Source organism: Bradyrhizobium sp. UNPA324, assembly GCF_006658635.1.
GTDB classification, from domain to species: domain Bacteria; phylum Pseudomonadota; class Alphaproteobacteria; order Rhizobiales; family Xanthobacteraceae; genus Bradyrhizobium; species Bradyrhizobium nanningense.
On record NZ_LFJD01000004.1, the window covers coordinates 5372745 to 5396192 of the forward strand.

Genomic DNA, 23448 nt, shown 5'->3' on the forward strand with positions numbered 1-23448 from the left:
GCGACGGCGCCAAACTTGGTCCGCTGAATGTCGCGGGTTCTAGGAGGATTTTTTCGTGCAAGAGACCGGCGTGCGCAACGGTGCCTTTGGCGCCGACAAATTCGGCTTAAAGAAGCTCAAGCAGGTTCACTGGAACCTCGGTGCGCCGCAACTCTATCAATACTCGCTCGCTGCGGGCGAGGCGGTGCTGTCCGCTGATGGCGCACTCTGCGCCGACACCGGCGAGTTCACCGGGCGCAGCCCGAAGGACAAGTTCACGGTGCGTGACGCCACCACCGACAAGAAGATGTGGTGGACCGGCAACCAGTCCATCACCGCGGAGCAGTTCGAGACGCTCCATCAGGACTTCCTCAAGCACGCCGAAGGCAAGACGCTGTTCGCGCAGGACCTGTACGGCGGCGCCGACCCGGCCTACCGGATCAAGACGCGCGTCTTCACCGAGCTCGCCTGGCACTCGCTGTTCATCCGCACGCTTCTGATCCGCCCCGAGGCGATCGAGCTGTCGACCTTCGTGCCTGAGCTCACCATCATCGACATGCCGAGCTTCCGCGCCGATCCCAAACGTCACGGCTGCCGTTCGGAGAACGTCGTCGCGATCGATTTCGCCCGCAAGATCGTCCTGATCGGCGGGTCTTATTATGCCGGCGAGATGAAGAAGTCGGTCTTCACCACGCTGAACTATTATCTGCCCGAGCGCGGCGTGATGCCGATGCACTGCTCGGCCAATGTCGGCGCCAAGGGCGACACCGCGATCTTCTTCGGGCTTTCGGGCACCGGCAAGACCACGCTGTCGGCCGATCCCAACCGCACGCTGATCGGCGACGACGAGCATGGCTGGGGCCCGAACGGCGTCTTCAATTTCGAGGGCGGCTGCTATGCCAAGTGCATCAAGCTGTCGCAGGAAGCCGAGCCGCAGATCTATGCCGCAAGCACGCGCTTCGGCGCGGTGCTCGAGAATTGCGTGCTCGACGAGGACACCCGCGTGGTGGATTTCGACGACGGCTCCAAGACCGAGAACACGCGTTCGGCCTATCCGCTCGAGTTCATCCCGAACGCCTCGCGTACCGGCCGCGCGCCGCAGCCGAAGAACGTGGTGATGCTCGCGGCCGACGCCTTCGGCGTGCTGCCGCCGATCGCCAAGCTGTCGCCGGCGCAGGCGATGTACCACTTCCTGTCCGGCTACACCGCCAAGGTCGCCGGCACCGAGCGCGGTCTCGGCAAAGAGCCGCAGCCGGAATTCTCGACCTGCTTCGGCTCACCCTTCCTGCCGCTCGATCCATCCGTCTACGGCAACATGCTGCGCGACCTCATCGCCCAGCACAATGTCGATTGTTGGCTGGTCAACACCGGGTGGACCGGCGGCAAGTACGGCACAGGCAGCCGCATGCCGATCAAGGTGACGCGCGCGCTGCTCACCGCCGCGCTCGACGGCTCGCTTCGCAACGTCGAATTCCGCACCGACAAGTATTTCGGCTTCTCGGTCCCGACCGCGCTGCCGGGCGTGCCCAGCGAAATCCTCAACCCGGTCAACACCTGGAAGGACAAGGACGAGTTCGACAAGACCGCCCGCGCGCTGGTCGGCATGTTCCAGAAGAACTTCGCCAAGTTCGAAGCCCAGGTCGACGCCGACGTGCGCGCGGCGGCCCCGGATGTGAAGCTGGCGGCGGAGTAAGGCTCGCAGCGATTGGAATGCGAAAGGGCGGTCGCAGGGCCGCCCTTTTTTTGCGGCCACGTCGCTCGCCATACAGCTGGTGTCGTCCCCGCGAACGCGGGGACCCATACCGCGTGATCCATCGGGGAAGTACGGCGCGAGTACCAGCGAAGAAAAGAACGCTCGGAATCTTCGCCAAACTACTCCCTGTGGTTATGGGTCCCGGATCGGCGCGCGCTTATGGCGCGCTTGTCCGGGACGACAGCGTGGCTACGCCTTGAAATACGCAATCTGCGTCGTGGTCGCGAGCAGGCGGCCGTTCGGCGACCACAGCTCGGCATTCTGGTCGGCGTAGCTCTTGTGCATGATCTTCGAATCAGCGGTCGCCAGCACGCGCGTGATGTCTTCGCTCGCAAGCTCCTCGCTGTCGGTGTGGAAATAGGTCGTCAGCGACACCGTGCCGAACGGCACCAACTCGCGGCGGGCGTGGAAGATGCGGCCGAAGAAGGCATCCGACATCGACATCAGCGACAGCATGTCGAGCTTGCGCGGCGTGCGGTCGCCGATCCAGATCTTCGAATAGGTGCTGGCGGGCTCGGCCTGCTGCGGGCCGATCCGCATCTCGCCCTCGACGAAGCGGAATTCATATTGATTGGCCCAGGACGCCGCGATCTTCGGAAACGGCAGCGTCTCCTCGAACGGCTTTGCGTCAGGATATTGCGCCACCCGATGCTCCCAGGACGGCCGGCGCTCGGCGAACACGGCGGTGGCGAGCGTTGCGACCTCGCCGCCGCCTTGGCTGAGCTCGACGCTCCAGTGCTGGCTGGAACGGTTGGCCTTCACCAGCCGCACGTCGAGGTCGAACGGACCCTTGGCGATCGGCGCGCAGTAATTGACGGTGAGCGCCAGCGGATCGCCGGCGCGGTCCGGATGCTCGATCAGCGCCCGCAAGATGGTCGCGGCGGTGGCGCCGCCAAACGGGCCGACAAAGGCCCAGTAATCGTCGCTGGTGTGCCCCTGCCAGCTCGAGTCACCGGCGGTGATGCGGGTGGCCTCGTCGAAGGGGTGCGGGAGCTTGGCGTGCATTGTCTGATCCGGCTTTCAATGACGGACGTCATATCACGTCCGATGCCGGTTTATGCAATTACCTCCGGAGTAGCCGCTTCCACGGTGCGGAAAATCAGCCTGCGACGTCGCGCAGATCAGGCAGCAGCGGCGTGTTCGGATTCACCGGCACGTTCCAGATCTCCTCGGCGTATTCGCGAATGGTGCGGTCCGAGGAGAACCACGCCATGCGCGCGACGTTGAGGATGGAGGCGCGGGTCCAGGCCGGCGTCACCTGCCAGCGCGCATCGACCGCACGCTGCGCCTCGTAGTAGGAATCGAAATCGGCGCTGACCATGTAATGGTCGAGATAGCGCAGCGCGTGCGCGATGGATTCGAAGCGGCCGGGATCGCCGGGCGAGAACCCGCCGCTGCCGATCGCATTGATGGCGCGCTGCAGCTTCGGCGAACTGAGGATCACGTCGGAGGCGTCCAGCCCCTGCTTGCGGCGGATCATCACGTCGCCGGCCTCCATGCCGAAGATCGCGATGTTCTCCGCGCCGACATGGTCGCGGATCTCGATATTGGCGCCGTCGAGCGTGCCGATGGTGATGGCGCCGTTGAGCGCCAGTTTCATGTTGCCGGTGCCGGAGGCTTCCATGCCGGCGGTCGAGATCTGCTCGGAGAGGTCGGCCGCTGGAATGATCACCTCGGCGAGGCTGACATTGTAGTCGGGCAGGAACACGACCTTGAGCTTGCCGCCGATCGTGGCGTCGTTGTTGACGACCTCCGCGACGTCGTTGATCAGCTTGATGATCAGCTTGGCGTAGCGGTAGCTCGCCGCCGCCTTGCCGGCGAAGATCTTCACCCGCGGCACCCAATTGCCGTTGGGATCGTCCTTGATCGCCTGGTACAGGGCGACCGTCTCGATGACGTTGAGCAGCTGGCGCTTGTATTCGTGGATGCGCTTGATCTGCACGTCGAACAAAGCGGTCGGGTCGACCTTGATGCCGAGCCGCTCGCCGATCAGGCGCGCCAGCGCGGCCTTGTTGTGGAGCTTGACGCTACGGAATTTCTTCTGGAATTCGACGTCGCTGGCGCGCGCCTCGATCAGCGAGAGCTGGGTCGGATCGTCGAGCACGGCTTCGCCGCAGGTCTCGCGCAACAGATCGGTCAGCTTCGGGTTCGCCAGCATCAGCCAGCGGCGGAAGGTGATGCCGTTGGTCTTGTTGGTGATGCGGCCGGGATAGAGATGATTGAGGTCGTGGAACACGGTCTCGCGCATCAGGTCCGAATGCATGCCCGAAACGCCATTGATGCGGTGCGAGCCGACGAAGGCGAGCTGGCCCATGCGCACGCGACGCCCGCTCTTCTCGTCGATCAGCGAGACCGAGGCGCGGAAATCGATGTCGCCGGGGCAGCGCGCCTCGGCGAGCGCCAAATGCTGCACGTTGATGCGGTAGATGATCTCGAGGTGCCGTGGCAACAGCCGCTCGAACAGCTCGACCGGCCAGGTCTCCAGCGCCTCGGGCAGCAGCGTATGGTTGGTGTAGGAGAGCGTGGCGACCGTGATCTTCCAGGCCTCGTCCCAGCGGAAATTGTGCAAATCGACGAGGATCCGCATCAGCTCGGTGACCGCGAGGCTCGGATGGGTGTCGTTGAGCTGCACGGCGACCTTGCTGGCCAGGCTGCGCAGCTGGCCGTCGGAGGCGAGATGCCGCTTCACCAGATCCTGGAGCGAGGCCGAGACGAAGAAATATTCCTGGCGCAGGCGCAGCTCGCGGCCCGCCGGGCTCTCGTCGTTCGGATAGAGGAATTTGCAGATCGCCTCCGCGCGCGACTGCTCGGCGCTGGCGCTGACATAGTCTCCCTTGTTGAAGGCATCGAGCTTGAGCGGATCGGGCGAGCGCGCCGACCACAGGCGCAGCGCATTGACGTGCTGGCCACGCCAGCCGACGATCGGCGTGTCGTAGGCGATCGCCTGCACCGTCTCGCCCGGATGCCAGATCGCGCGGTCGCGGCCCTTGTCGTCGACATGCTCGACCCCGCCGCCGAAATTGATGTCGTAGATCACCTCGGGCCGCTGCAATTCCCAGGGGTTGCCGAAGCTCAGCCATTCGTCCGGATATTCCTGCTGCCAGCCCTGGTTGATGATCTGGCGGAACAGGCCGTAATCGTAGCGGATGCCGTAGCCGATCGCGGGGATCGACAGCGTCGCCATGCTCTCCATGAAGCAGGCGGCGAGGCGGCCGAGGCCGCCATTGCCGAGCGCGGCGTCCGGCTCGCATTTGCGGAGCTCCGGCAGCGAGACGCCGAGATCGCCGAGCGCGACCTCGAAGATCTTGAGCAGGCCCATGTTGTTGAGGGCGTCGCTGAACAGACGGCCGATCAAAAATTCGAGCGAGAGATAATAGACGCGCTTGCGGCCGGCGTCGTAGCTGTGCTTGTCCGCGGTGAGCCAGCGATGCACGATGCGGTCGCGCAGAGCGAGCGCCGCGGCCTGATACCAGTCGTGCTTGGTCGCCATGCCGGCATCCTTGCCGATGGCAAGCCGCAGCTTCGCCAGGATCGCGCCCTTGATCTCAGCCAGCGCGAGCTCGTCGATGGGCTGCGTGGCAGCGGGAAAACTGGGCTGGAACGATTGATCTTGCAAAGCCGTCACTTCCTGGTCGAAACAACACACCTCACCCTACGCGTCCTGCCCCTGCACCGGAACAGTCACGGGCGCGGCCGTGCACTGCGCTGGCGCAAATTTATGCAAGGAACGGGCCGCTTTGGAACCCGGACGAGCACGGAGAAACCGGGATTTCCGTGCTAGGTTGCCGATCAATTCAGCCATCAGTGTGGAGAAACGTTCCCATGAAACTGCTGAAGCGACTGCTGATCGAAATCGCCGCGGCGGCCCTGCTCGTCGTCTGCATCAGCGCCTCCAGCGCCGCGTTTGCCGCCGGCAAGCCCGGTCGCAGCGCAGATGGTCTGAGCTGCGGTTTTACGGTCCCGCAGAATGCCTCGCCCGCGGCCCGCTGCGCCGCCATCAAGCGGCAATGCGGCGGCAAGTTTTATGCGAATGCGTGCGGCACCAGGCTGATGTCCGCGGTGAATTGAGCGGCGGGCCCTCGCGAATCTAGGCCGCCAATCTAGGCAGCCTTGGCCTGCACCGCATCGCAAAATTCGGCGAGACGATCCGCAAGCCGCAGCGTGGCCGGGCTCGCATCCGGCGCGGCCATCAATGCGACCTCGGTCTTGTTGATCGGCGCAAAACCTTCCTTCGCCGTCAGCACGCGGTGATCGGACTGGATGGCCATCTCCGACAGGATGCTCAGTCCCATTCCGGCAGCGACCGCGGCCTGGATGCCGGCGAGGCTCGATGAGGTGTAGGCGGTGTGCCAGGCGCGGCCTGCGCTTTCCAGCGCATGGATAGCCCCGGCCCGATAGATGCAGCCGAGCGGAAAGCCGATCAGCGGCACCGAGGAAACGTCGACATCGACCGGATGGCTCTTGCTGGTGACCCAGTGCACCCGCTCCGGCCACACCGCGATCGCATCCTTCGCGCCGGCCTCGCGCTTGTAGAGCGCAAGGTCGAGCTCGCCGCGCTCGAGATCACGCGCCAGGTGCTTGCTCTGATCGGCGCGCACGTCGAGCCGCAGGCCCGGATGCGAGCGCGAAAATGCACCGAGCAATTTGGTCAGCCGGTAGGCCGCGAAATCCTCGGGAATGCCGAGCCGGATCGCGCCTTCGCCATCCGGCTGGCGCAGCACGTCGCGGGCTTCCTCGGCCAGCGAGAGCAGTCGGCGCGCATAGGACAGCAGCCGCTCGCCGGCCTCGGTCGGGCGCACATTCTTGCCGTCGCGATGCAGCAGCACCTGGCCGATGTCGTCTTCCAGCCGCTTGATCTGCTGGCTCACGGTCGACTGCGTGCGGTGGACGCGTTCGCCGGCGCGGGTGAAGCCGCCGGCCTCGACCACCGAGACGAAGCTGCGCAGCAGCTCGAGATCGAGCATCGCCGCCTCCATTCGAAAATCAACTGATCGGAAGTTAATCATTTAATTTCCAAATGGCAAGCGGCCTCCCTAGATCGAGGGGCAGAAGAAAACATCCGAGAATGCCCCTCATGTCGCTCGCCCCCTCGGTCTCGGCTCCCCGCACCCGCTTCAACACGCTGCCACTCGCCATCGGCCTGTTCTGCCTGCTCTGGAGCTACGCCTTCGTCGCCGGCAAGATCGGCGTCACCCATTGCCCGCCGCTGATCCTGCTCGCCGCGCGCTTTTCGCTCGCGGGCATTTTGATCCTCGGCGCAACGCTGATCCGCGGCGAGGCCTGGTCATTGACCTGGCGCGATGCCGTGATCTTCGCCGTGCTCGGCATCGCCAACAACGCGCTCTATCTCGGCCTCGGCTACACCGGCCTGCAATCGGTCTCCGCCGGCCTCGGCGGCCTGATCGTGTCGGCCAATCCGGTATTCACAGCGGCGCTCGCCGCCCTGCTGCTCGGCGAGCGCATGACATGGCGGAAGGCCGGCGGCCTGCTGCTCGGCATCACCGGCGTGACGCTGATCGTCTGGCATCGCTTGTCGGTCGGCACGGACTCGCTGCACGGCATCGTCTTCACGCTGGCCGCGCTCGTCTCGATCGTCGCCGGCACCATCCTGTTCAAGCTGCTCGCGCCGAAGGGATCGTTGTGGATCGGCAACGGCGTGCAGAACCTCGCCGCCGGCCTCGTGCTGACGCCGATCGCGCTCACCTTCGCCGATGTCCACGCGATCGATGTCACGCCGAGCCTGATCGGCGCCTCTGCGTTCCTCGTGCTGGGCGGCTCGATCCTCGCTTATTGGCTCTGGTTCCATCTCCTGAAAGTGTGCGGCGCGACCGCCGCCAGCGCCTATCATTTCCTGATGCCGCCACTCGGCATGCTGTTCGCCTATCTGGTCCTCGGTGAACACGTCGAAGCGCGTGACCTCCTCGGCATCATTCCGGTGGCGCTCGGCATCTATCTGGTGACGCGCCCGGCAAAGCCCGTCTCGTAACAGGAGTTCGTCATGCCCATTTCCATCACCCTGATCGGCGGCCCCACTGCGCTGATCGAGATCGACGGCTTCCGTCTGCTTACCGATCCGACCTTCGATGCGCCCGGCGCCTACCAGCTGCCGCATGTGAAGCTGGAGAAGACCATCGGCCCCGCATTGAGGCCCGATGCGATCGGCCCGGTCGATGCCGTGCTGCTCAGCCACGACCAGCATTCCGACAACCTCGACAATTCGGGCCGCGACTATCTCCATAAGGTCAAGCGCGTGCTGACGACGGAAGCGGGTGCAAAGCGTCTTGGCGGCCATGTCGAGGGCCTTGCGCCGTGGAGCACTGCGCAACTGAAGGACAGCGACGGCAACACACTGACGATCACCGCGACACCGGCGCGCCATGGCCCGGCCGGCATCGAGCCGCTGTCGGGCGACGTGATCGGCTTCGTGGTGTCCTCAAGCCGGAGGGACACCAGCCCGGTCTATATCAGCGGCGACACCACATGGTTCGACGGCGTTGCCGAAGTCGCGCGCCGCTTCAAATGCGGCGTGGTGCTGCCGTTTGCCGGCGCGGCGCAGACGCGCGGTCCGTTCCATCTCACCATGGACACCAACGACGCCATCGAGACCGCGCGCGCCTTTCCCGAGGCGATGATCGTGCCCGTGCATACCGAAGGCTGGGCGCATTTCCGCCAGACCGGCGAGGATCTGCGCAAGACGTTCGACGCGCTCGGCTTCGGGACGCGGCTGCGGCTGCTGGAGCCGGGCGTGCCGACAGTGATCGAGGCGCCGTAGTTGCCGCAGCCCTCATTTCCGCAGTCCATGCGGCGTTGCACGAACGCAGGTCTCGTGCCCCGGACGCAGCGCAGCGCCTCTTCGGCGGTGCGCTGCCGAGCCGGGGCCCATGCCTCCGCATTCCACCACATGGCGTTCTGGGTCCCGGCTCTGCGCCGCAACGCCAAGAGCGTTGCGACGCGTCCGGGACACGAGAGGAAGGAACGCGATAAACGCAACCTCCCTCGTTGCACTGACGATGTGGTCAATCCTTCCGAAACACGATCGACGCCATCCAGCCCGTCATCAGCGCCATCGCGGCGGTGACGAGGCCGTAGATCAGCCCGTTCTGCCTCGCGGTGGTGGCGACGAATTGCTCGAAGCCGACCTTGACGATCTCGAACGCGGTCTCGGTCTTGCCGATGAACGCGCCGTTCGCAAACAGCTTGATCTCCACTTCATAGGTGCCGATCGGCACCTCCGCCGGCAGTGGAATGCCGGTGCGGAACAGCGTCGGCGTCAGGAAGGTGACGGCGCTTGGATCCTCGCGATAGAGCCCGCGCTGGGTGCGCAGGCGGATGAACGCCGAGCGGAACGCGTCGTTCGGCACCACGTCGGCAAAGTCGCCGCCGACCCGCTGCATCAGCAGCACGTTGTTCAGCCCGATCTGCTGCCGCCGCGCGATCTCGGGCGAGGTGATCGCGTCGAAGGAGCGGTTGGCAAACAGCGCCAGATAGCTCGGCACCTGCAGGAATTGCCGGTAATCGGTGTTGATCCAGATGCCGAAGGTGCGTTCCTTCCGCCGCGTCACCATGTCGGCGTGCGGGCCCATCACGGTGACGACGAGATCGTAGGCGGTGCGATCGGGGGGCGTGGTGGCATCCTTCTCGACCGAGCCGAACAGCACCAGCTCCTCGCCGGAATAGTTCGGTGTCACCGTGACGCGGTGGTTGGAGACCGATACGATCAGCCGCTCCGCGCGCGCGGCTGAGCCGAGCAGCAGGACGAGAAGGAAGGCGAGGAGGGGGCGAATCATCCGCTCACTCCCAGCTCGCGGATGGTGAAGAGATCCGAGGGTTGGATCACCAGCTCGATCGCGAAGCGAACGCCGACCGAGAGGATCAGAAGGCCGAGCAGCAGCCGCAATTGCTCGCCGCGGATCTTCTGGCCGGCGCGTGCCCCGAATTGCGCGCCGGTGACGCCACCGACCATCAGGATCAGCGCCAGCACGGCGTCGACGAGGTGATTGGTCACCGCGTGCAGCATGGTCGCGAACAGCATCGTGACGAGCGTCAGCACCATCGAGGTCCCGATCACCGTCGAGGTCGGCACCCGCAAGAGATAGATCATGATCGGCACCAGGATGAAGCCGCCGCCGATGCCCATGATGGCGCCGATGAAGCCGATCATGATGCCGACCACCACCACGGGGATGACCGAGAGATAGATCCTCGAGCGCTTGAACCGCATCTTCAGCGGCAGCCCGTGGATCCAGTTGTGCGTGCGGCGCGGCGGCAGCGCGCCGCGCCGGGTTCGCATCAGGGCGCGCAGGCCTTCCGAGAACATCAGGCTGCCGACGGTGCCGAGCAGAACCACGTAAGAGAGCGCGATCATCAGATCGAGCTGGCCGAGCGCGCGCAGCTGCGTGAAGGTCCACACGCCGAGTGCGGTGCCGGTCACGCCGCCGCATAAGAGGACGCTTGCCAGTGCCGGATCGATCGCGCGTCGCCGCCAATAAGACAGCGCGCCGGAAAAGGAGGAGGCCGCGATGTGGCTCGCGACCGAGGCGACCGCGACCGCCGGCGTGATGCCGATGAAGATCAGAAGCGGCGTCATCAGGAAGCCGCCGCCGATTCCGAACATGCCCGAGACGAAGCCGACCGCGGCGCCCATGGCCAGCACCAGGAAGACGTTGACGGGAAGATCGGCGATCGGAAGATAGAGCTGCATCGAAGGACCACGCTCCGGCGAGACGGATCGATTGCGGAATGCTCGCCGGAAGGCTGGAACGATTGCCGCGTCCCTCAATAGCGGAATTCGGAGCGGGGAGGGACCGGGAATTTTGGGCGTGGTGAATGGTGGCGAGGGATCGGATGGTGCATCCTGTGCGATCTCGCCACCTTCTCCGCTGTCATGCCCCGTCTTGACCGGGGCATCCAGTACGCCGCCCCGTTGTTGTGAGAGCGAGCTCCTTGACGCCGGCCTCTGGAATACTGGGTCGCCCGGTCAAGCCGGGCGACGACAGGATGAGAGAGCGTTGTATTAAGCCGCTTAGTGCGCTGCCGACGCCGACTTCTTCGCCGCGACCGGCTTCGGCGCGGGCTTGGCGCTTGCCTGCGGCGCGGTGTCCCAGCCGCCGGCGGGGGACGCGACGTTGACCGCGTCGTCGGGCTGCGGCTCGGCGCTGAAAGTCTGGATCGCGAGCTTGGCGGCGGCGAGCGATTGCGGGTCGAGACGCTTGGCGACGTCGTCGCGCTTGCCTGACGCATCCGCATCACCCTGCGCGGCTGCGAGGCTGAACCATTTGTAGGACTCGGCGAGGTTCTGTTCGACGCCGATGCCGCGGGCATAGAGGATGCCGAGGTTGAACTGGCTGTCGGCGACGCCGCGATCGGCGGCCTTGCGGAACCACTGCGCCGCGCTCTTGTAATTGGCGCCGCGTCCGCCGCCATCGGCATCGAGCACCGCGAGATTGTGCATCGCCTTGGCGTTGCCGCGCTCGGCGGCCTGGGTGTAGTAGCGGCGCGCGATGTCGGCGTCCTTCTTCACCCCTAAGCCCTTCTCGTAGAGCGTGCCGAGGCGGAAGGTCGCGGGGATCACGCCGGCCTGTGCGGCGCGGTCGTACCATTTCGCGGCTTCGTCGTAGTTGGTGGCAACGCCCTTGCCTTCGGCAAAGCGCAAGCCGATCTCGTAGGCCGCGGTCGCATCGCCCTTCATCGCGGCGGTGCGCAAGGCCGGGCCACCGATGCCGTCAGGCAGCTTTTCGCTCGGCGGCACCTGGATGAGGCCGAGCTTGGCGCGGCTGGTGCCCGACAGCGCGCCGGTGACGTCGCTGCTCGCCGCAGGCGCGGGCGGCGTCGTCGCTGGCGCCGGCGGAATTTCAACCGAGGCCGAGTTGCCCGAATTGGCGGCGGGAGCCGGCGCGGCGTTGTTCTGGGATTGCCGTCCGATCGGTGTCGGCGAGGTCATCGATGGCGTGACCTGCTCGGGCGTGGCGGGCTTGTTCTCGATCACCGGCGGTGACGGCGGGGCCTGCGGCGCGGGCTGGCTCAACGTATTGTCCATGGCCTGCGGCGCCGGCGGCGGGCTGCCCTCGAGCAGGTTCATCGCCATTTTGAAGGTGCCGAGCACGATCACGACGACGCTCGCGCCGACCAGCAGCGAGCGGATCTTCGAGGTGATGGTCGAGCCGCCGTCCTTGCCCTTGTCCGCATTCTTGGCGCGGGCCGCAGCCTTGGCGGCGCGGCCGGTCTTTTCGGGTGGCTGCGCGGCGGCGGCCTGGGCGGCGCGGCGGGCGGCCGCGATGAAGCTCGACGACGAGACCGGCTCTTTCGCAGCAGCGGGAATGCCGCTGATCGCGCTCTCGGAGGCGGCGATGCGCTCCGACGGCGTGGCGCGTCCACCCGGCCGCGTGCCGGGCTCGAGCGGATGATCCGGCGGCAATTCGGGTGCGAGCGCGGCGCGCGCGGGTGCCGTATGCGGCTCCAGGATCTCGCTGATCGCACGCGGCGGAACCGGCGGTGCCGGCGGCACCGGCGGCGGCGCGGCGGGTGCAGCGGCATGGAATTCACGCGGCGCGGCGGCGAAGGCGGATTGCGGCCCTTGCGCGGCAGCGGGATTCGGAAGCTCGGGCTTCGGATCGTATTTCGGCGGCTGTACTTGCGGCCGCGGTTCACGCGCGACCGGCGCCGGCTCCATGGAAGCAGCAATGGGAGCGGCCATCGGCATCGACATCGGCTGCGGCGCAGCGGCCGGCGGCGCCGTACGCACCGCGCGCAGATCACCCTCGATCATGGACAGGCGATCGACGACATGGCCGAGCGCGCTGTGGACGGCGTCGAGCGAGTCCTGGGTGCTGCGGTTGGTCTCGGCCTGGCTGAAGCGGATGTCGGACAGCTCGCGCTTGACGAGATCGACCACGCCGGAATCGACGGGGGCCGAATTGCGGCTCTCGGCCAGCGCGGAATAGGTCGCCTGCTGCCGCTCCAGGTGCCTGAGAATGTCGTGCAGCCCGTCCTCGACGCGGCTTAAGTTGCCGTTGCGTGGGTCGGAGGCGGCTTCGATCCGCTCCAGCAGGTACGAGACGCGCTGTTCGAGATGTGCGAAAGTCGAGGCGGAATCGTTGCCGACCTGCATGCGGTCGAAGCGGTCCGACAGCGCGCGGATCGCAGCTTCCAGATGCTCGGTGCTTTCGGACGGCTGCGGCCGCTCGCGGGTTTCCAGCGCCGCGGTGAGCGCGGCAATGCGCTGCTCCAGCACCGCAAAGGTGTCGCCCTGGCCGGAAGCGCGAGTGACCTGGTCGACCTTGGACGACAACAGCTGGACGTCTTCCGACAGGCGGGCCAGCGCTTCGTTGGAGGCGACGTTGGAGACGATGCCGCGCAGCGCCGCGATCGCGCTTTCGAGCTGATGCACCGTCGAGGGATCGTCATTGGCGCGCAGGATCAGGTCGAGCTTGGCGCCGAGATTGCGGATCGCCTCGTCATAGCCGGTGAGCTGCTCGGCCGGCGTCAGCGTGCGCAGCACCTGCTTGATGTCGGACAGCGCGTGCTCGATGCCCGACAGCACCTGGCCGTCGGTGCCGTTGGAGCGCGTCTCGTCGATGCGCCGATGCAGCGAGCGGATCTCGTTCTCGATCGATTCGATCGCGCGCCGCGGCATCGCCTCGGTGATGGCGGTGCGGATCTCGGCGAGCTCGCTGCGGAAGGCGTTGATCGCCTGCTCGGTATTGTCGGGGCGCTGCAGCGCCTCGATCTGGCTCGTTATCTTGAGCAGGTGGCGCTCGAGGGAGGAGAAATCCGGCCCCGCTTGCGGTGGCGGCGGCGCATAGATAGGCGCGGGCGGCGCCATCGGGGGCGCGAAGGGAGCTGCATGAGGCGCAATGGAGGGCGCGGCGCGCGGCGGCATTTGCCTCGGCGCAAAGCCATCGAGCTCGCTCTGGCGCGCGGTGATCTCGGCGACGGCGACGTCGAATGAAGCGGGGCTCAGGGGAGGGGCGTTGCGATAGACCTGCGCGGCCGCGCGCTCGACCGCATCGGCCTGGCGCTGGCGCGTGTCGACCGGCGCGGGGCGCGGGGCCTGCGGCTGCTGCGGTTGAGGCTGCTGCGGCCGGGAGATTTGCGACAGCCGCGCATCGAGCCGCGAGATCGCGTCGTTGAGCTGGCGTGCGACCCCCTGCTCGCGCGAGACGTCTGGTCTCGACGATTCCTGGCGCGGCGCGGGCTTCGAAATCCGTTCGATCTGCTGGGTGATCGCGTCGAGCCGCTGGTGGATGTCGGCGACTTCGCGGCTCTCCTGGCTCGGCATGGCTTGCGGACGTTGATCCTGACGTTGATCGTAAGATCCGCGAAGGTTTGGCGGGGCCGTCTCGCCGAGCGTGGAGTTCAGCCAATCGTTGAGTGACATGCCCGCGCGACGCGCAGCAGCTTCGGCCCGCTCCCTGACGGATGGATCGATGCCGTCCACACTCCACGATACGCGCGAATTCATGACTCTGTCCGGTTCCGACTCCGGCGCCCCACCCGGCGCCTCCAGCCTCCCCACGCGTGCCGGTTGCAAAGACAATCGAATTTGGCGCGGGTCGTCTGCCTCGAAAACCGACTTTTTCCTGTTACGGTAAATAACGAGTTAAGGAATGCGGCGCGGGTGTCTGAAAGTTGGGCGGGAGGAACCTGGGGCGGTGTCGTGTCGCTCGTCCGGTCGCCAAACAACCGGTGTCATGCCCCGCGAAGGCGAGGCATCCAGTACGCCGCGGCTCCTCGGTTCTAGCCGCGCCGTCTCTGGAATACTGGATCGTCCGCCTTCGCGGACGATGACAGCGGAATATGTAGAAGCGGGGTGCGTACTGCGGAGTGCTCAGCGCTTGGCGCTTCAGCCCTTCCCCTCGCGCTTGCCCTCTTCCAGCGGCACCACCGTGGCCTTGCCGGTCATCGTCGACAGCGCGGCGAGCGCCTCCTCGCAGAAGTCGGCCACCATCTGCTCGTGACGGGCTCCTAAGCGGAGCAGGAGCAGGTTGCCGAGGTCGAGCCGGCCCTCTGCGGTGCCGTCGGGAAAGCGCTTCTTCAGGATGCGCTCGTAATTGGCGTGGCGGTCGCGATGGTGCTCGAGGCGGGCCATCAGGTCGGTGCGCAGCGGCTCGATGTCGATGCTGTCGAGCGCGTGGAGGCGGACCAGGAGGTCGTCCTTGGTCGAGGCCGGCGTGCTTGGTCGCGCGGCCCAGTGCCGCAGCGCTGTTCGCCCCTCCGGAGTGAGCGTATAAACCAGCTTGTTGGGCTTGCCCGATTGCACGACCTCGCGGCCCTGGATGTGGCCGCGGTCGCGCAGCTTGGAGAGCTCGCGATAGATCTGCTGATGGTCGGCCTTCCAGAAGAAGCCGATCGAGGAGTCGAACGTCTTGGCGAGCTCGTAGCCCGTCATCGGACGTTCCGTCAGGCATGCGAGGATTGCGTCGCCCAGGGCCATCGCCGGCCTCCTTGTTTCAACCTCAACCACCATGCTTGACTTTATGCGTATTGGCGCATATGCGTCAATGTGCATATTACGGCATCTCGGGCCGGGCGAAAGATCCGACCCGAAAAACCCAGCGGAATCAATCACCAAGCTACTGTGCATGGGGTTGTTTTCGCGTTTTCTGTCCAGGCCTTTAGGGAGGCAGCTGAGAATGACCGGCCTCGATTCCTGGTACGCCTACATGAGGTCTCACGACCGCGCCGCGCTTTGGGACCTCCTGCATCCCGACGCCGTGTTCGAAAGCCCGGTCGTCCACACCCCGCAGCGCGGGCGTGACATCACCTTCAAATACCTCTCCAGCGCCGAGCAGGTGCTTGGCGGCCCGACCTTCACCTATGTCGGCGAATGGCGCAGCGACAATGGTGCCGTGCTCGAATTCAAGACTGAGATCGACGGCATCGAGATCAACGGCGTCGACATCATCACTTTCGACAGCGAGGGACGCATCACGCATTTCAAGGTGATGGTGCGTCCGCTCAAGGCGATCAACATGCTGCACCGCCTGATGGCGGAGCGGCTGGCCGCCCAATCATGACACTGCCCTGAGGTTGCAGAACCCGCTAAGCTCGCGGGCAAGGCTGCGCCGCAGGAAACACGCTGATATCACCACTGCAAGGCCCATTGCCGGGAGAACTCCATGCCGATCTACAAAGCCCCCGTCGAAGACGTGAACTTCCTGCTCAACGACGTCTTCCAGATCGACCGCTACGACAACCTGGCGGGCTTCTCCGATGCGTCGAGCGACGTGCGCGAAGCCATTTTGGGCGAAGCCGCCAAGCTCGCCGAAGAGGTGCTGCAGCCGCTGAACCGTGTCGGCGATCTCGAAGGCTGCAAGCGCGCGGATGACGGCAGCGTTACCACGCCGAAGGGTTTCAAGGACGCGTTCAAGCAGGTCGCCGAGGGCGGCTGGCTCGGTCTGTCGGCGCCGACCGAGTTCGGCGGCCAGGGCCTGCCGGTGACGCTCTCGCAGGCCGTCAACGAGTTCCAGATCTCCGCCAACATGGCGTTCTCGATGTATGGCGGCCTCACCATGGGCGCGACCGCGGCGCTCATCGTCCACGGCTCGCCGGAGCAGAAGAAGACATACGTGCCGAAGATGGTCGCCGGCGAGTGGACCGGCACCATGAACCTGACCGAGCCGCATTGCGGCACCGATCTCGGCATGCTCCGCACCAAGGCGGTGCGCCAGGCGGACGGCAGCTTCAAGATCACGGGCACCAAGATCTTCATCTCGGCCGGCGAGCATGACCTCGCCCCAAACATCATCCACCTCGTGCTCGCCCGCATCGAGGGCGCACCCGCCGGCATCAAGGGCGTGTCGCTGTTCGTGGTGCCGAAATTCCTGGTCAATGCCGATGGCTCGGTGGGCGCGCGCAACGGCGTCGTCTGCGGTTCGATCGAGCACAAGATGGGCATCCACGGCAACTCCACCTGCGTGATGAACTACGACAACGCCACCGGCTGGCTGATCGGCGAAGAGAACAAGGGCATGCAGGGCATGTTCGTGATGATGAACGAGGCCAGGCTCGGCGTTGCCGTGCAGGGCCTCGCGCAGTCCGAGGTGGCCTATCAGAACGCCGTCGCCTATGCCCGCGAGCGCATCCAGGGCCGCTCGCTCACCGGCGCCAAGGCACCGGACAAGCAGGCCGACCCGATCATCGTGCACCCCGACGTGCGCCGCACGCTGCTCTCGATCCGCGCCTTCAACGAGGCCGCGCGTGCCTTCGTGATGTGGACCGCGCTGAAGAGCGACGTCGCCCACCGCTCCGAAGACCCGAAGGACCGCCAGGCCGCCGACGATCACATGGGCCTGATGACCCCGGTGCTGAAGGGTTTCCTGACCGATTACGGCTTTGCCAACGCGGTGCAGGCGCAGCAGATGTATGGCGGCCACGGCTACATCGCCGAGCAGGGCATGGAGCAGTTCGTGCGCGATGCGCGCATCGCCATGATCTATGAAGGCGCCAATGGCATTCAGGCGCTCGACCTCGTCGGTCGCAAGCTGCCGCGCGACGGCGGCCGCGCCATCATGGCCTTCTTCGGCGAGGTCATGGCCTTCGCCAAGGAGAATGGCGGCGACGAAGCGCTCAAGCCGTTCATCACCCCGCTGTCGACCTCGCTCGGCCATCTCCAGCAGGCCACGACCTGGCTGATGCAGAACGCGATGGCAAAGCCCGACAATGCCGGTGCCGCCGCAACCGATTACCTGCATCTCTTCGGCTTCGTCGCGCTCGGCTACATGTGGGCGAAGATGGCCAAGGTGACGAATGCCAAGATTGCCGAGAGCGGGGCGACGCCCTATCTCTCGACCAAGCTGGTCACCGGCCGTTTCTTCATGGAGCGGATGCTGCCGGAGACCGCCGCCAATCTCGCCCGCATCCAGGCCGGCTGCGCCACCATCATGGAATTGCCGGCGGAAGCATTCTGAGCCTGCTTCCGCTGCCTGCTCCCAATCGCATCGAACATCACATCAGGAGGGCGTCATGCCTGAGGCATTCATCTACGACCACGTTCGCACCCCCCGCGGCCGCGGCAAGGCGGACGGCGCGCTGCACGAAGTCACGGCGCTCGCGCTTGCGGCCGTGCCGCTGAAGGCGCTGAAGGACCGCAACAATCTGCCTGAAGATGCCGTCGACGACGTCATCCTCGGCGTTGTCGATCCGGTCGGCGAAGCAGGTTCCGACATCGCGCGCTTTGCGGCGCTGAAAGCGGGGCTCGGCGAAGCCGTGCCCGGCGTGCAGATCAGCCGCTTCTGCGCCTCCGGCCTCGATGCGGTGAACTTCGCGGCCGCGCAGGTGATGAGCGGCCAGCATGAGCTCGTGATCGGCGGCGGCGCCGAATCCATGAGCCGCGTCGGCATCGGCGCCTCGGGCGGCGCCTGGCCGATGGATCCCTCGATGGCAGTGCCGGCCTATTTCATGCCGCAGGGCGTCTCGGCCGATCTGATCGCGACCAAATACGGCTTCTCGCGCGACGACGTCGACGCCTACGCCGTGCAGAGCCAGCAGCGTGCGGCCAAGTCCTGGGAAGAAGGCCGCTTCGACAAGTCGATCGTGCCGGTGAAGGACATCAACGGCCTCACCATCCTCGCCAAGGACGAGCACATGCGTCCCTCGACGACGATGCAGTCGCTGGCGCAGCTCCAGCCCTCGTTCACGATGATGGCGCAGATGGGCGGCTTCGACGGCGTCGCGCTGCAGTCGCACCCCGAGATCGAGCGCGTCAATTACGTGCATCACGCCGGCAATTCCTCCGGCATCGTCGACGGCGCCGGCGCCGTGCTGCTCGGCAGCAAGGAGGCGGCTGCGAAATACGGCCTGAAGCCGCGTGCAAAAATCCGCGCCTTCGCCAACATCGGCTCGGAGCCGGCGATGATGCTGACCGGTCCGGTCGACGTCACCGAGAAACTCTTTGCGCGTTCCGGCATGAAGAAGTCGGACATCGACCTGTTCGAGCTCAACGAGGCCTTTGCGTCAGTCGTGCTGCGCTACATCCAGGCTTTCGACATCGACAGCGCCAAGATCAACGTCAATGGCGGCGCCATCGCGCTCGGCCATCCGCTCGGCGCCACCGGTGCGATGATCCTCGGCACCGTGCTCGACGAGCTCGAGCGCACCAACAAGTCCACCGCCCTCGTCACGCTGTGCATCGGCGGCGGCATGGGCACCGCGACCATCATCGAGCGGGTGTAGTCCGTAGGGTGGGTTTGCCGAAGGCGTAACCCACCGTGCCGCGTCGACAAAGTTGGTGGGTTACGCTTCGCTAACCCACCCTACGAAACCGAATTAAACCGCCGCGCCTGAGATCGGCTGCGGCACCGAGGAGCAACCAACATGTCGTACAAGAATTTTAGGGTTGAGACCGACGCAGACGGCATCGCGCTCGTCACCTGGGACATCCCCGGCCGTTCGATGAACGTACTGGACGAGACTTCGACCAACGAACTCGACGCGATCGTCAAGGCGACCACGGCCGATGCGGCGGTGAAGGGCGTCGTCATCACCTCGGCCAAGGAAGCGTTTTGCGCCGGCGCCGACCTGTCGATGCTTGAAGGCATGAACCAGGCCTATGCCAAGGTCTTGAAGGAGCAGGGCGAGACCGCGGCGAACCAGATGCTGTTCGATCAGAGCCGTCGCTTCTCGCTGGTGCTGCGTTCGATCGAGACCTCGGGCAAGCCGTGGGCGGCCGCGATCAACGGCCTCGCGCTCGGCGGTGGTTTCGAGATCACGCTGTGCTGCCATTATCGCGTCGCGGCCGAGAATCCCAAGACGCGCCTCGGCCTGCCCGAGGTCAAGGTCGGCCTGTTCCCCGGTGCCGGCGGTACGCAGCGCGTGCCGCGCCTGGTGCCGCCGCAGGACGCGATGACGATCCTGCTCAAGGGCGATCCGGTCACGATCGAGAAGGCCAAGGCGCTGAATCTGATCCACGCCATCGTTCCGGCCGCCGATCTCATCAAGGCCGCAAAGGACTGGATCAAGGGCGGCGGCAAGGCGATCGCGCCCTGGGACGAGAAGGGCTTCAAGCTGCCCGGCGGTCCGGTGTTCTCCAAGGCCGGCATGATGATGTTCCCCGCCGGCAACGCCATCTATCGCCGCGAGACCTACGACAATTATCCGGCCGCGCGCGCGATCATGAGCTGCGTCTATGAAGGCCTGCAGCTGCCGATCGACGCCGCGCTGCGCGTCGAGTCGCGCTACTTCACCTCGGTGCTGCGCTCGAAGGAGGCGGCCGCGATGATCCGCAGCCTGTTCCTGTCGATGCAGGAATTGAACAAGGGCGCGCGCCGTCCGAAGGACGTGCCCGCAACCAAGGTGAAGAAGATCGCCGTGATCGGCGCCGGCTTCATGGGCGCCAGCGTCGGCTACGTCTCGGCCCGTGCCGGCCTCGACGTCGTCCTGATCGATCGCGACCAGGAGAGCGCCGACAAGGGCAAGGCGCATGCGCAGAAGGTGATCGAGGAGCAGATCAAGAAGGGCCGCGCCAAGCCTGCGGATGCCGAAGCGCTACTCGCGCGCATCACGCCGACCGCCGACTATGCGGCTCTGAAGGACGTCGACCTCGTCATCGAGGCCGTGTTCGAGGACCGCAAGGTCAAGGCCGAGACCTTTGCCAAGGCGCAGGAGCACATGAAGCCGGACGTGATCTTCGCGTCGAACACCTCGACGCTGCCGATCACCTCGCTCGCTGAATCCTTCAAGGACCAGGCCAAGTTCGTCGGCATCCACTTCTTCTCGCCGGTCGAGAAGATGATGCTGGTCGAGATCATCCTCGGCAAGAACACCGGCGATGTCGCGCTCGCGACCGCGCTCGACTACGTCCGGCAGATCGGCAAGACGCCGATCGTCGTCAACGACTCCAGAGGCTTCTTCGCCAATCGCTGCGTCGGCCGCTACGTCGCCGAAGGCAACGAGATGTTCCTCGAAGGCGTGCCGCCCGCGATGATCGAGAACTGCGCCAAGATGGCCGGCATGCCGGTCGGCCCGCTCTCGCTCTCGGATGAAGTCGCGCTCGACCTCGGCCTCAAGATCATGAAGGCAACCGAAGCCGATCTCGGTCCCAACGCCATCAACCCCGATCAGAAGAAGCTGATGGTGGAGATGGTCGAGAAGCAGGGCCGTCTGGGGCGCAAGAACAGCAAGGGCTTTTATGATTACCCTGAGAAGGGCAAGGGCCAGAAGAGCCTATGGCCGGGCCTCTCGGCCTTGCAGCCGAAGCAGCTCGACCCCGACACGCTCGACGTCGAGGAACTGAAGCAGCGCTTCCTGGTGGTGCAGGCGGTGGAAGCCGCACGCACGGTCGAGGATCGCGTCATCACCGATCCGCGCGAGGCGGATGTCGGGTCGATCCTCGGCTTCGGCTTCGCCCCGTTCACCGGCGGCACGCTGTCCTATATCGACTTCATGGGCACCAAGAAGTTCGTGGAGCTCTGCCACAAGCTGGAGGCGAAGTACGGTTCGCGCTTCACGCCGCCGAAGTTGCTCGAGGAGATGGCGGCGAAGGGCGAAACCTTCTACGGCCGCTTCGCGCCGAAGAAGGCGGCGGCCTGACGGGGCCCGTCGTGCCGGATTGCCCGGCGCTCCATCCGGGCTACGCAGAAACAAGAGGCCGGATCATTGATCCGGCCTTTTCATTTTCCATCGCCGAATGGCGAGACCGCGCGGCCTGGTACCGCATCGTCGTCGAGACTGGCTCGCTTCGCGGTGGCACCGCTTTTGCTAATGGATCCAACGGATGACCATCAGCATTGAAAGTGTCCCGCAATGATCCCGACGGTGTCTCAACTCAACGCAGCCGGCGTTGCTGTAAGATACGCCCCGCTTTCTCTGATGGGGCGGCCGTGGCCCCGCCGCAGGCTCTTCAGGCGGCGCAGAAGAATCCCCTCATGGGCCGGCCTGGCCCTACTCGTTCTCATCGTCGATGTGGCCATGGCCGTGCTTGCCTGGATCGTCGCCGATGTCGTCCTGCATTGAGAGCTCGCCTCTGTGCACGTAGAGCGTCGCCGCCATATAGGCGACCTGGCCGGCAATCAGGCAGGCGACGACGATTGGAATGCCCGTCCAAAATCCGAAGCCCGAGGTCTGAAGGACTGTTGCAGCAAGGATCGCGGTCGCCGGCGAAACCAGCAACAGGCTCCAGACCCGGAAGAAGAGGCCGGTCGACAATCCAGCGATTATGCTCGCGAGCAAGAGCAGGAGTATGGTTGTCACCAGAGCGTCCCTGTTCGCAGGCCGATATCGCAGTCCACGGCTGAAGTTGAGCCAACTGGATTGCTCTCACAACAATGCTGACCTCCGCCGAATACATAAGGCGGAATTATTGTTAACTCCGACAATGCTCGTAAAATTGATGCCCAGGGCATTTCGAACATCCGGGCTTCCGCAACCGATTCAAGCAAAAAGAGCCGGATCATCGATCCGGCTCTTCCATCGTCTCGTCTGTTAAGTCTGGCCTTACTTCGCCTGCGCCAGCCCTTCCTTCTTCAGCGCTTCCTGCACCTGCGGCCGCGCCGCGACGCGGGCCTTGTAGGCGGCAAGGTTCGGCATCGCCGAGAGGTCGAATTTCATCCGATCGGCCCAGGTCAGCATCGTGAACAGATAGCCGTCGGCCACCGTGAACTGCTTGCCCATCAGGTAGTCGCGGCCGGCGAGCTGGCTGTCGATATATTTCAGCTTGCCCATGACGCGATCTTTGAAGAAGGCCTTGGCCTCGTCGTTCAGCGCCGGCGCGAACAGCGGGCCGAAGCTCTTGTGCACCTCGGAGGTGAGGAAATTCAGCCACTCGAGCAGCTTGTAGCGCTCGGAACTGCCGTGGGCCGGCGCCAGTGCCTTAGCCGAAGCCTGATCGGCGATCATCTGGACAATCACCGGGCCTTCGGTCACGATCTCGCCGCTGTCGAGGCCCAGCGCAGGGACCTGGCCCTTGGGGTTCAGCTTCAGATAATCCTCACCGTTTTCGAGCTTCTTGGCCCGGATATCGACCTTGACCAGCTCATAGGGCAGGCCGGCTTCCAGGAGCGCGATGTGGGGGGACAGCGAGCAGGCACCGGGCGAATAGTACAGTTTCATGGAATTTCCTTCTCTTGATGCTTGGTTCGGCCGAAACAGCGATTACATGCAGCTGCTTGGAATAGTCAAGATTGATGCAGCTGCATCAAATGAGGTAAGAGACGGGCGACGAGCTTGAGCGGGACCATGAAACGCAAACCATCGACCGAGGCGACCTCCGCCTGGATCCGCCTGATGCGGGTGCAGAGCCGCGTGCTCGATTGCGTCGAGCAGGACCTGAAGAAGGCCGGCTTCCCGCCGTTGGCATGGTACGACGCGCTGCTCGAATTGTCGCGCGCGCCGTCGGGCGAACTGCGGCCGGTGGAACTCGAACGGCAGATGCTGATCCCCCAATATTCCACCTCGCGCCTGATCGACCGCCTGGTGGACGAGGGCCTCGCCTCCCGGCGCGAATGCAAGATCGACAAGCGCGGCCAGTTCGTCGAGATCACCGAAGCCGGCCGCGAGCTGCAAAAGCGGATGTGGGGCGCCTATTCGGCCGCGATCGAGAAATATGTCGGCTCGAAACTGTCCGATGCCGATGCCGTCAAGCTCAGCGGTCTGCTCGACCGGCTGGGCTGCTCGTGCGGCGAGATGAAGCTGCCGCCCGTCGCCAACGTCAACGAAAGCTCGCCGTCGCGATGATCGCGCGGCACACCAGCTCGTCCGTGCGCCCGGTGGGTTCGCGGACC

The 23448-nt window shown here is 65.3% G+C and carries 18 protein-coding genes; 9 read left to right on the forward strand and 9 right to left on the reverse strand.

Annotation, left to right across the window (positions count from 1 at the left end):
- Positions 1–55 precede the first annotated feature (55 nt).
- Positions 56–1672 (forward strand): phosphoenolpyruvate carboxykinase, encoded by a 1617-nt coding sequence (locus UNPA324_RS25795; protein ID WP_141936612.1) that lies wholly within the window; start codon positions 56–58, stop codon positions 1670–1672.
- A gap of 249 nt (positions 1673–1921) precedes the next feature.
- On the opposite strand, the gene UNPA324_RS25800 is transcribed toward UNPA324_RS25795, so the two are convergent.
- Positions 1922–2737 (reverse strand): acyl-CoA thioesterase, encoded by an 816-nt coding sequence (locus UNPA324_RS25800; protein WP_141936614.1) that lies wholly within the window; start codon positions 2735–2737, stop codon positions 1922–1924.
- 94 nt (positions 2738–2831) lie between these two features.
- Positions 2832–5348 (reverse strand): glycogen/starch/alpha-glucan phosphorylase, encoded by a 2517-nt coding sequence (locus tag UNPA324_RS25805; protein ID WP_181769519.1) that lies wholly within the window; start codon positions 5346–5348, stop codon positions 2832–2834.
- A 206-nt stretch (positions 5349–5554) separates the two neighbouring features.
- On the opposite strand from UNPA324_RS25805, the gene UNPA324_RS25810 reads away from it, so the two are divergent.
- A complete protein-coding gene (locus UNPA324_RS25810; protein WP_128920316.1) occupies positions 5555–5800 on the forward strand; it encodes a hypothetical protein in 246 nt (81 codons plus the stop codon).
- 32 nt (positions 5801–5832) lie between these two features.
- On the opposite strand, the gene UNPA324_RS25815 is transcribed toward UNPA324_RS25810, so the two are convergent.
- Positions 5833–6696 (reverse strand): LysR family transcriptional regulator, encoded by an 864-nt coding sequence (locus tag UNPA324_RS25815; RefSeq protein ID WP_164936380.1) that lies wholly within the window; start codon positions 6694–6696, stop codon positions 5833–5835.
- A gap of 110 nt (positions 6697–6806) precedes the next feature.
- Between UNPA324_RS25815 and UNPA324_RS25820 the strand changes: the two genes are divergently transcribed.
- The gene (locus UNPA324_RS25820) at positions 6807–7718 is read left to right on the forward strand and encodes a DMT family transporter (RefSeq protein ID WP_128920318.1); all 912 of its coding nucleotides are present in this window, start codon (positions 6807–6809) and stop codon (positions 7716–7718) included.
- 12 nt (positions 7719–7730) lie between these two features.
- The gene (locus tag UNPA324_RS25825) at positions 7731–8504 is read left to right on the forward strand and encodes an MBL fold metallo-hydrolase (protein WP_128920319.1); all 774 of its coding nucleotides are present in this window, start codon (positions 7731–7733) and stop codon (positions 8502–8504) included.
- A 244-nt stretch (positions 8505–8748) separates the two neighbouring features.
- Here UNPA324_RS25825 and UNPA324_RS25835 read toward each other — a convergent pair whose 3' ends face one another.
- The 4 genes from UNPA324_RS25835 to UNPA324_RS25850 form a co-directional block, all read right to left on the reverse strand.
- A complete protein-coding gene (locus tag UNPA324_RS25835) occupies positions 8749–9519 on the reverse strand; it encodes a TIGR02186 family protein (RefSeq protein WP_128920320.1) in 771 nt (256 codons plus the stop codon).
- The gene (locus tag UNPA324_RS25840) at positions 9516–10433 is read right to left on the reverse strand and encodes a sulfite exporter TauE/SafE family protein (protein ID WP_128920321.1); all 918 of its coding nucleotides are present in this window, start codon (positions 10431–10433) and stop codon (positions 9516–9518) included. Before UNPA324_RS25840 ends, UNPA324_RS25835 begins: the two co-directional genes overlap by 4 nt.
- Positions 10434–10754: 321 nt before the next feature.
- Entirely contained in the window at positions 10755–14192 is a 3438-nt protein-coding gene (locus UNPA324_RS25845; protein WP_164936381.1) for an SEL1-like repeat protein, read from the reverse strand.
- 381 nt (positions 14193–14573) lie between these two features.
- Positions 14574–15164 carry a PadR family transcriptional regulator gene (locus UNPA324_RS25850; RefSeq protein WP_128920323.1) on the reverse strand — a complete coding sequence of 197 codons (591 nt, stop codon included), beginning with the start codon at positions 15162–15164 and terminating at the stop codon, positions 14574–14576.
- 199 nt (positions 15165–15363) lie between these two features.
- Here UNPA324_RS25850 and UNPA324_RS25855 point away from each other — a divergent pair, with 199 nt between their 5' ends.
- The 4 genes from UNPA324_RS25855 (at position 15364) to UNPA324_RS25870 (ending at position 21259) form a co-directional block, all read left to right on the forward strand.
- Positions 15364–15747 carry a nuclear transport factor 2 family protein gene (locus UNPA324_RS25855; protein WP_164936382.1) on the forward strand — a complete coding sequence of 128 codons (384 nt, stop codon included), beginning with the start codon at positions 15364–15366 and terminating at the stop codon, positions 15745–15747.
- Positions 15748–15849: 102 nt separating this feature from the next.
- Positions 15850–17640: an acyl-CoA dehydrogenase C-terminal domain-containing protein gene (locus tag UNPA324_RS25860; RefSeq protein ID WP_128920324.1), complete on the forward strand. Its 1791-nt coding sequence runs from the start codon at positions 15850–15852 to the stop codon at positions 17638–17640.
- 55 nt (positions 17641–17695) lie between these two features.
- Entirely contained in the window at positions 17696–18904 is a 1209-nt protein-coding gene (locus UNPA324_RS25865) for an acetyl-CoA C-acetyltransferase (protein ID WP_128920325.1), read from the forward strand.
- A gap of 141 nt (positions 18905–19045) precedes the next feature.
- Entirely contained in the window at positions 19046–21259 is a 2214-nt protein-coding gene (locus UNPA324_RS25870; protein WP_141936620.1) for an FAD-dependent oxidoreductase, read from the forward strand.
- Positions 21260–21610: 351 nt separating this feature from the next.
- On the opposite strand, the gene UNPA324_RS25875 is transcribed toward UNPA324_RS25870, so the two are convergent.
- Entirely contained in the window at positions 21611–21919 is a 309-nt protein-coding gene (locus UNPA324_RS25875; RefSeq protein ID WP_245472003.1) for a hypothetical protein, read from the reverse strand.
- 243 nt (positions 21920–22162) lie between these two features.
- Positions 22163–22777: a glutathione transferase GstA gene (gstA, locus tag UNPA324_RS25880; protein WP_128920328.1), complete on the reverse strand. Its 615-nt coding sequence runs from the start codon at positions 22775–22777 to the stop codon at positions 22163–22165.
- 126 nt (positions 22778–22903) lie between these two features.
- On the opposite strand from gstA, the gene UNPA324_RS25885 reads away from it, so the two are divergent.
- Positions 22904–23401: a MarR family winged helix-turn-helix transcriptional regulator gene (locus UNPA324_RS25885; RefSeq protein WP_128920329.1), complete on the forward strand. Its 498-nt coding sequence runs from the start codon at positions 22904–22906 to the stop codon at positions 23399–23401.
- Positions 23402–23448 lie beyond the last annotated feature (47 nt).

What these genes read in the sequence shown, in the direction of transcription:
- UNPA324_RS25820 (WP_128920318.1), top strand. Translation starts at nt 6,807, where the DNA reads ATGTCGCTCGCCCCCTCGGTCTCGGCTCCCCGCACCCGCTTCAACACG.
- UNPA324_RS25850 (WP_128920323.1), bottom strand. Translation starts at nt 15,164, where the DNA reads ATGGCCCTGGGCGACGCAATCCTCGCATGCCTGACGGAACGTCCGATG.
- gstA (WP_128920328.1), bottom strand. Translation starts at nt 22,777, where the DNA reads ATGAAACTGTACTATTCGCCCGGTGCCTGCTCGCTGTCCCCCCACATC.
- UNPA324_RS25835 (WP_128920320.1), bottom strand. Translation starts at nt 9,519, where the DNA reads ATGATTCGCCCCCTCCTCGCCTTCCTTCTCGTCCTGCTGCTCGGCTCA.
- UNPA324_RS25825 (WP_128920319.1), top strand. Translation starts at nt 7,731, where the DNA reads ATGCCCATTTCCATCACCCTGATCGGCGGCCCCACTGCGCTGATCGAG.
- UNPA324_RS25840 (WP_128920321.1), bottom strand. Translation starts at nt 10,433, where the DNA reads ATGCAGCTCTATCTTCCGATCGCCGATCTTCCCGTCAACGTCTTCCTG.
- UNPA324_RS25865 (WP_128920325.1), top strand. Translation starts at nt 17,696, where the DNA reads ATGCCTGAGGCATTCATCTACGACCACGTTCGCACCCCCCGCGGCCGC.
- UNPA324_RS25810 (WP_128920316.1), top strand. Translation starts at nt 5,555, where the DNA reads ATGAAACTGCTGAAGCGACTGCTGATCGAAATCGCCGCGGCGGCCCTG.
- UNPA324_RS25885 (WP_128920329.1), top strand. Translation starts at nt 22,904, where the DNA reads ATGAAACGCAAACCATCGACCGAGGCGACCTCCGCCTGGATCCGCCTG.
- UNPA324_RS25845 (WP_164936381.1), bottom strand. Translation starts at nt 14,192, where the DNA reads ATGAATTCGCGCGTATCGTGGAGTGTGGACGGCATCGATCCATCCGTC.
- UNPA324_RS25870 (WP_141936620.1), top strand. Translation starts at nt 19,046, where the DNA reads ATGTCGTACAAGAATTTTAGGGTTGAGACCGACGCAGACGGCATCGCG.
- UNPA324_RS25855 (WP_164936382.1), top strand. Translation starts at nt 15,364, where the DNA reads ATGACCGGCCTCGATTCCTGGTACGCCTACATGAGGTCTCACGACCGC.
- UNPA324_RS25800 (WP_141936614.1), bottom strand. Translation starts at nt 2,737, where the DNA reads ATGCACGCCAAGCTCCCGCACCCCTTCGACGAGGCCACCCGCATCACC.
- UNPA324_RS25860 (WP_128920324.1), top strand. Translation starts at nt 15,850, where the DNA reads ATGCCGATCTACAAAGCCCCCGTCGAAGACGTGAACTTCCTGCTCAAC.
- UNPA324_RS25815 (WP_164936380.1), bottom strand. Translation starts at nt 6,696, where the DNA reads ATGCTCGATCTCGAGCTGCTGCGCAGCTTCGTCTCGGTGGTCGAGGCC.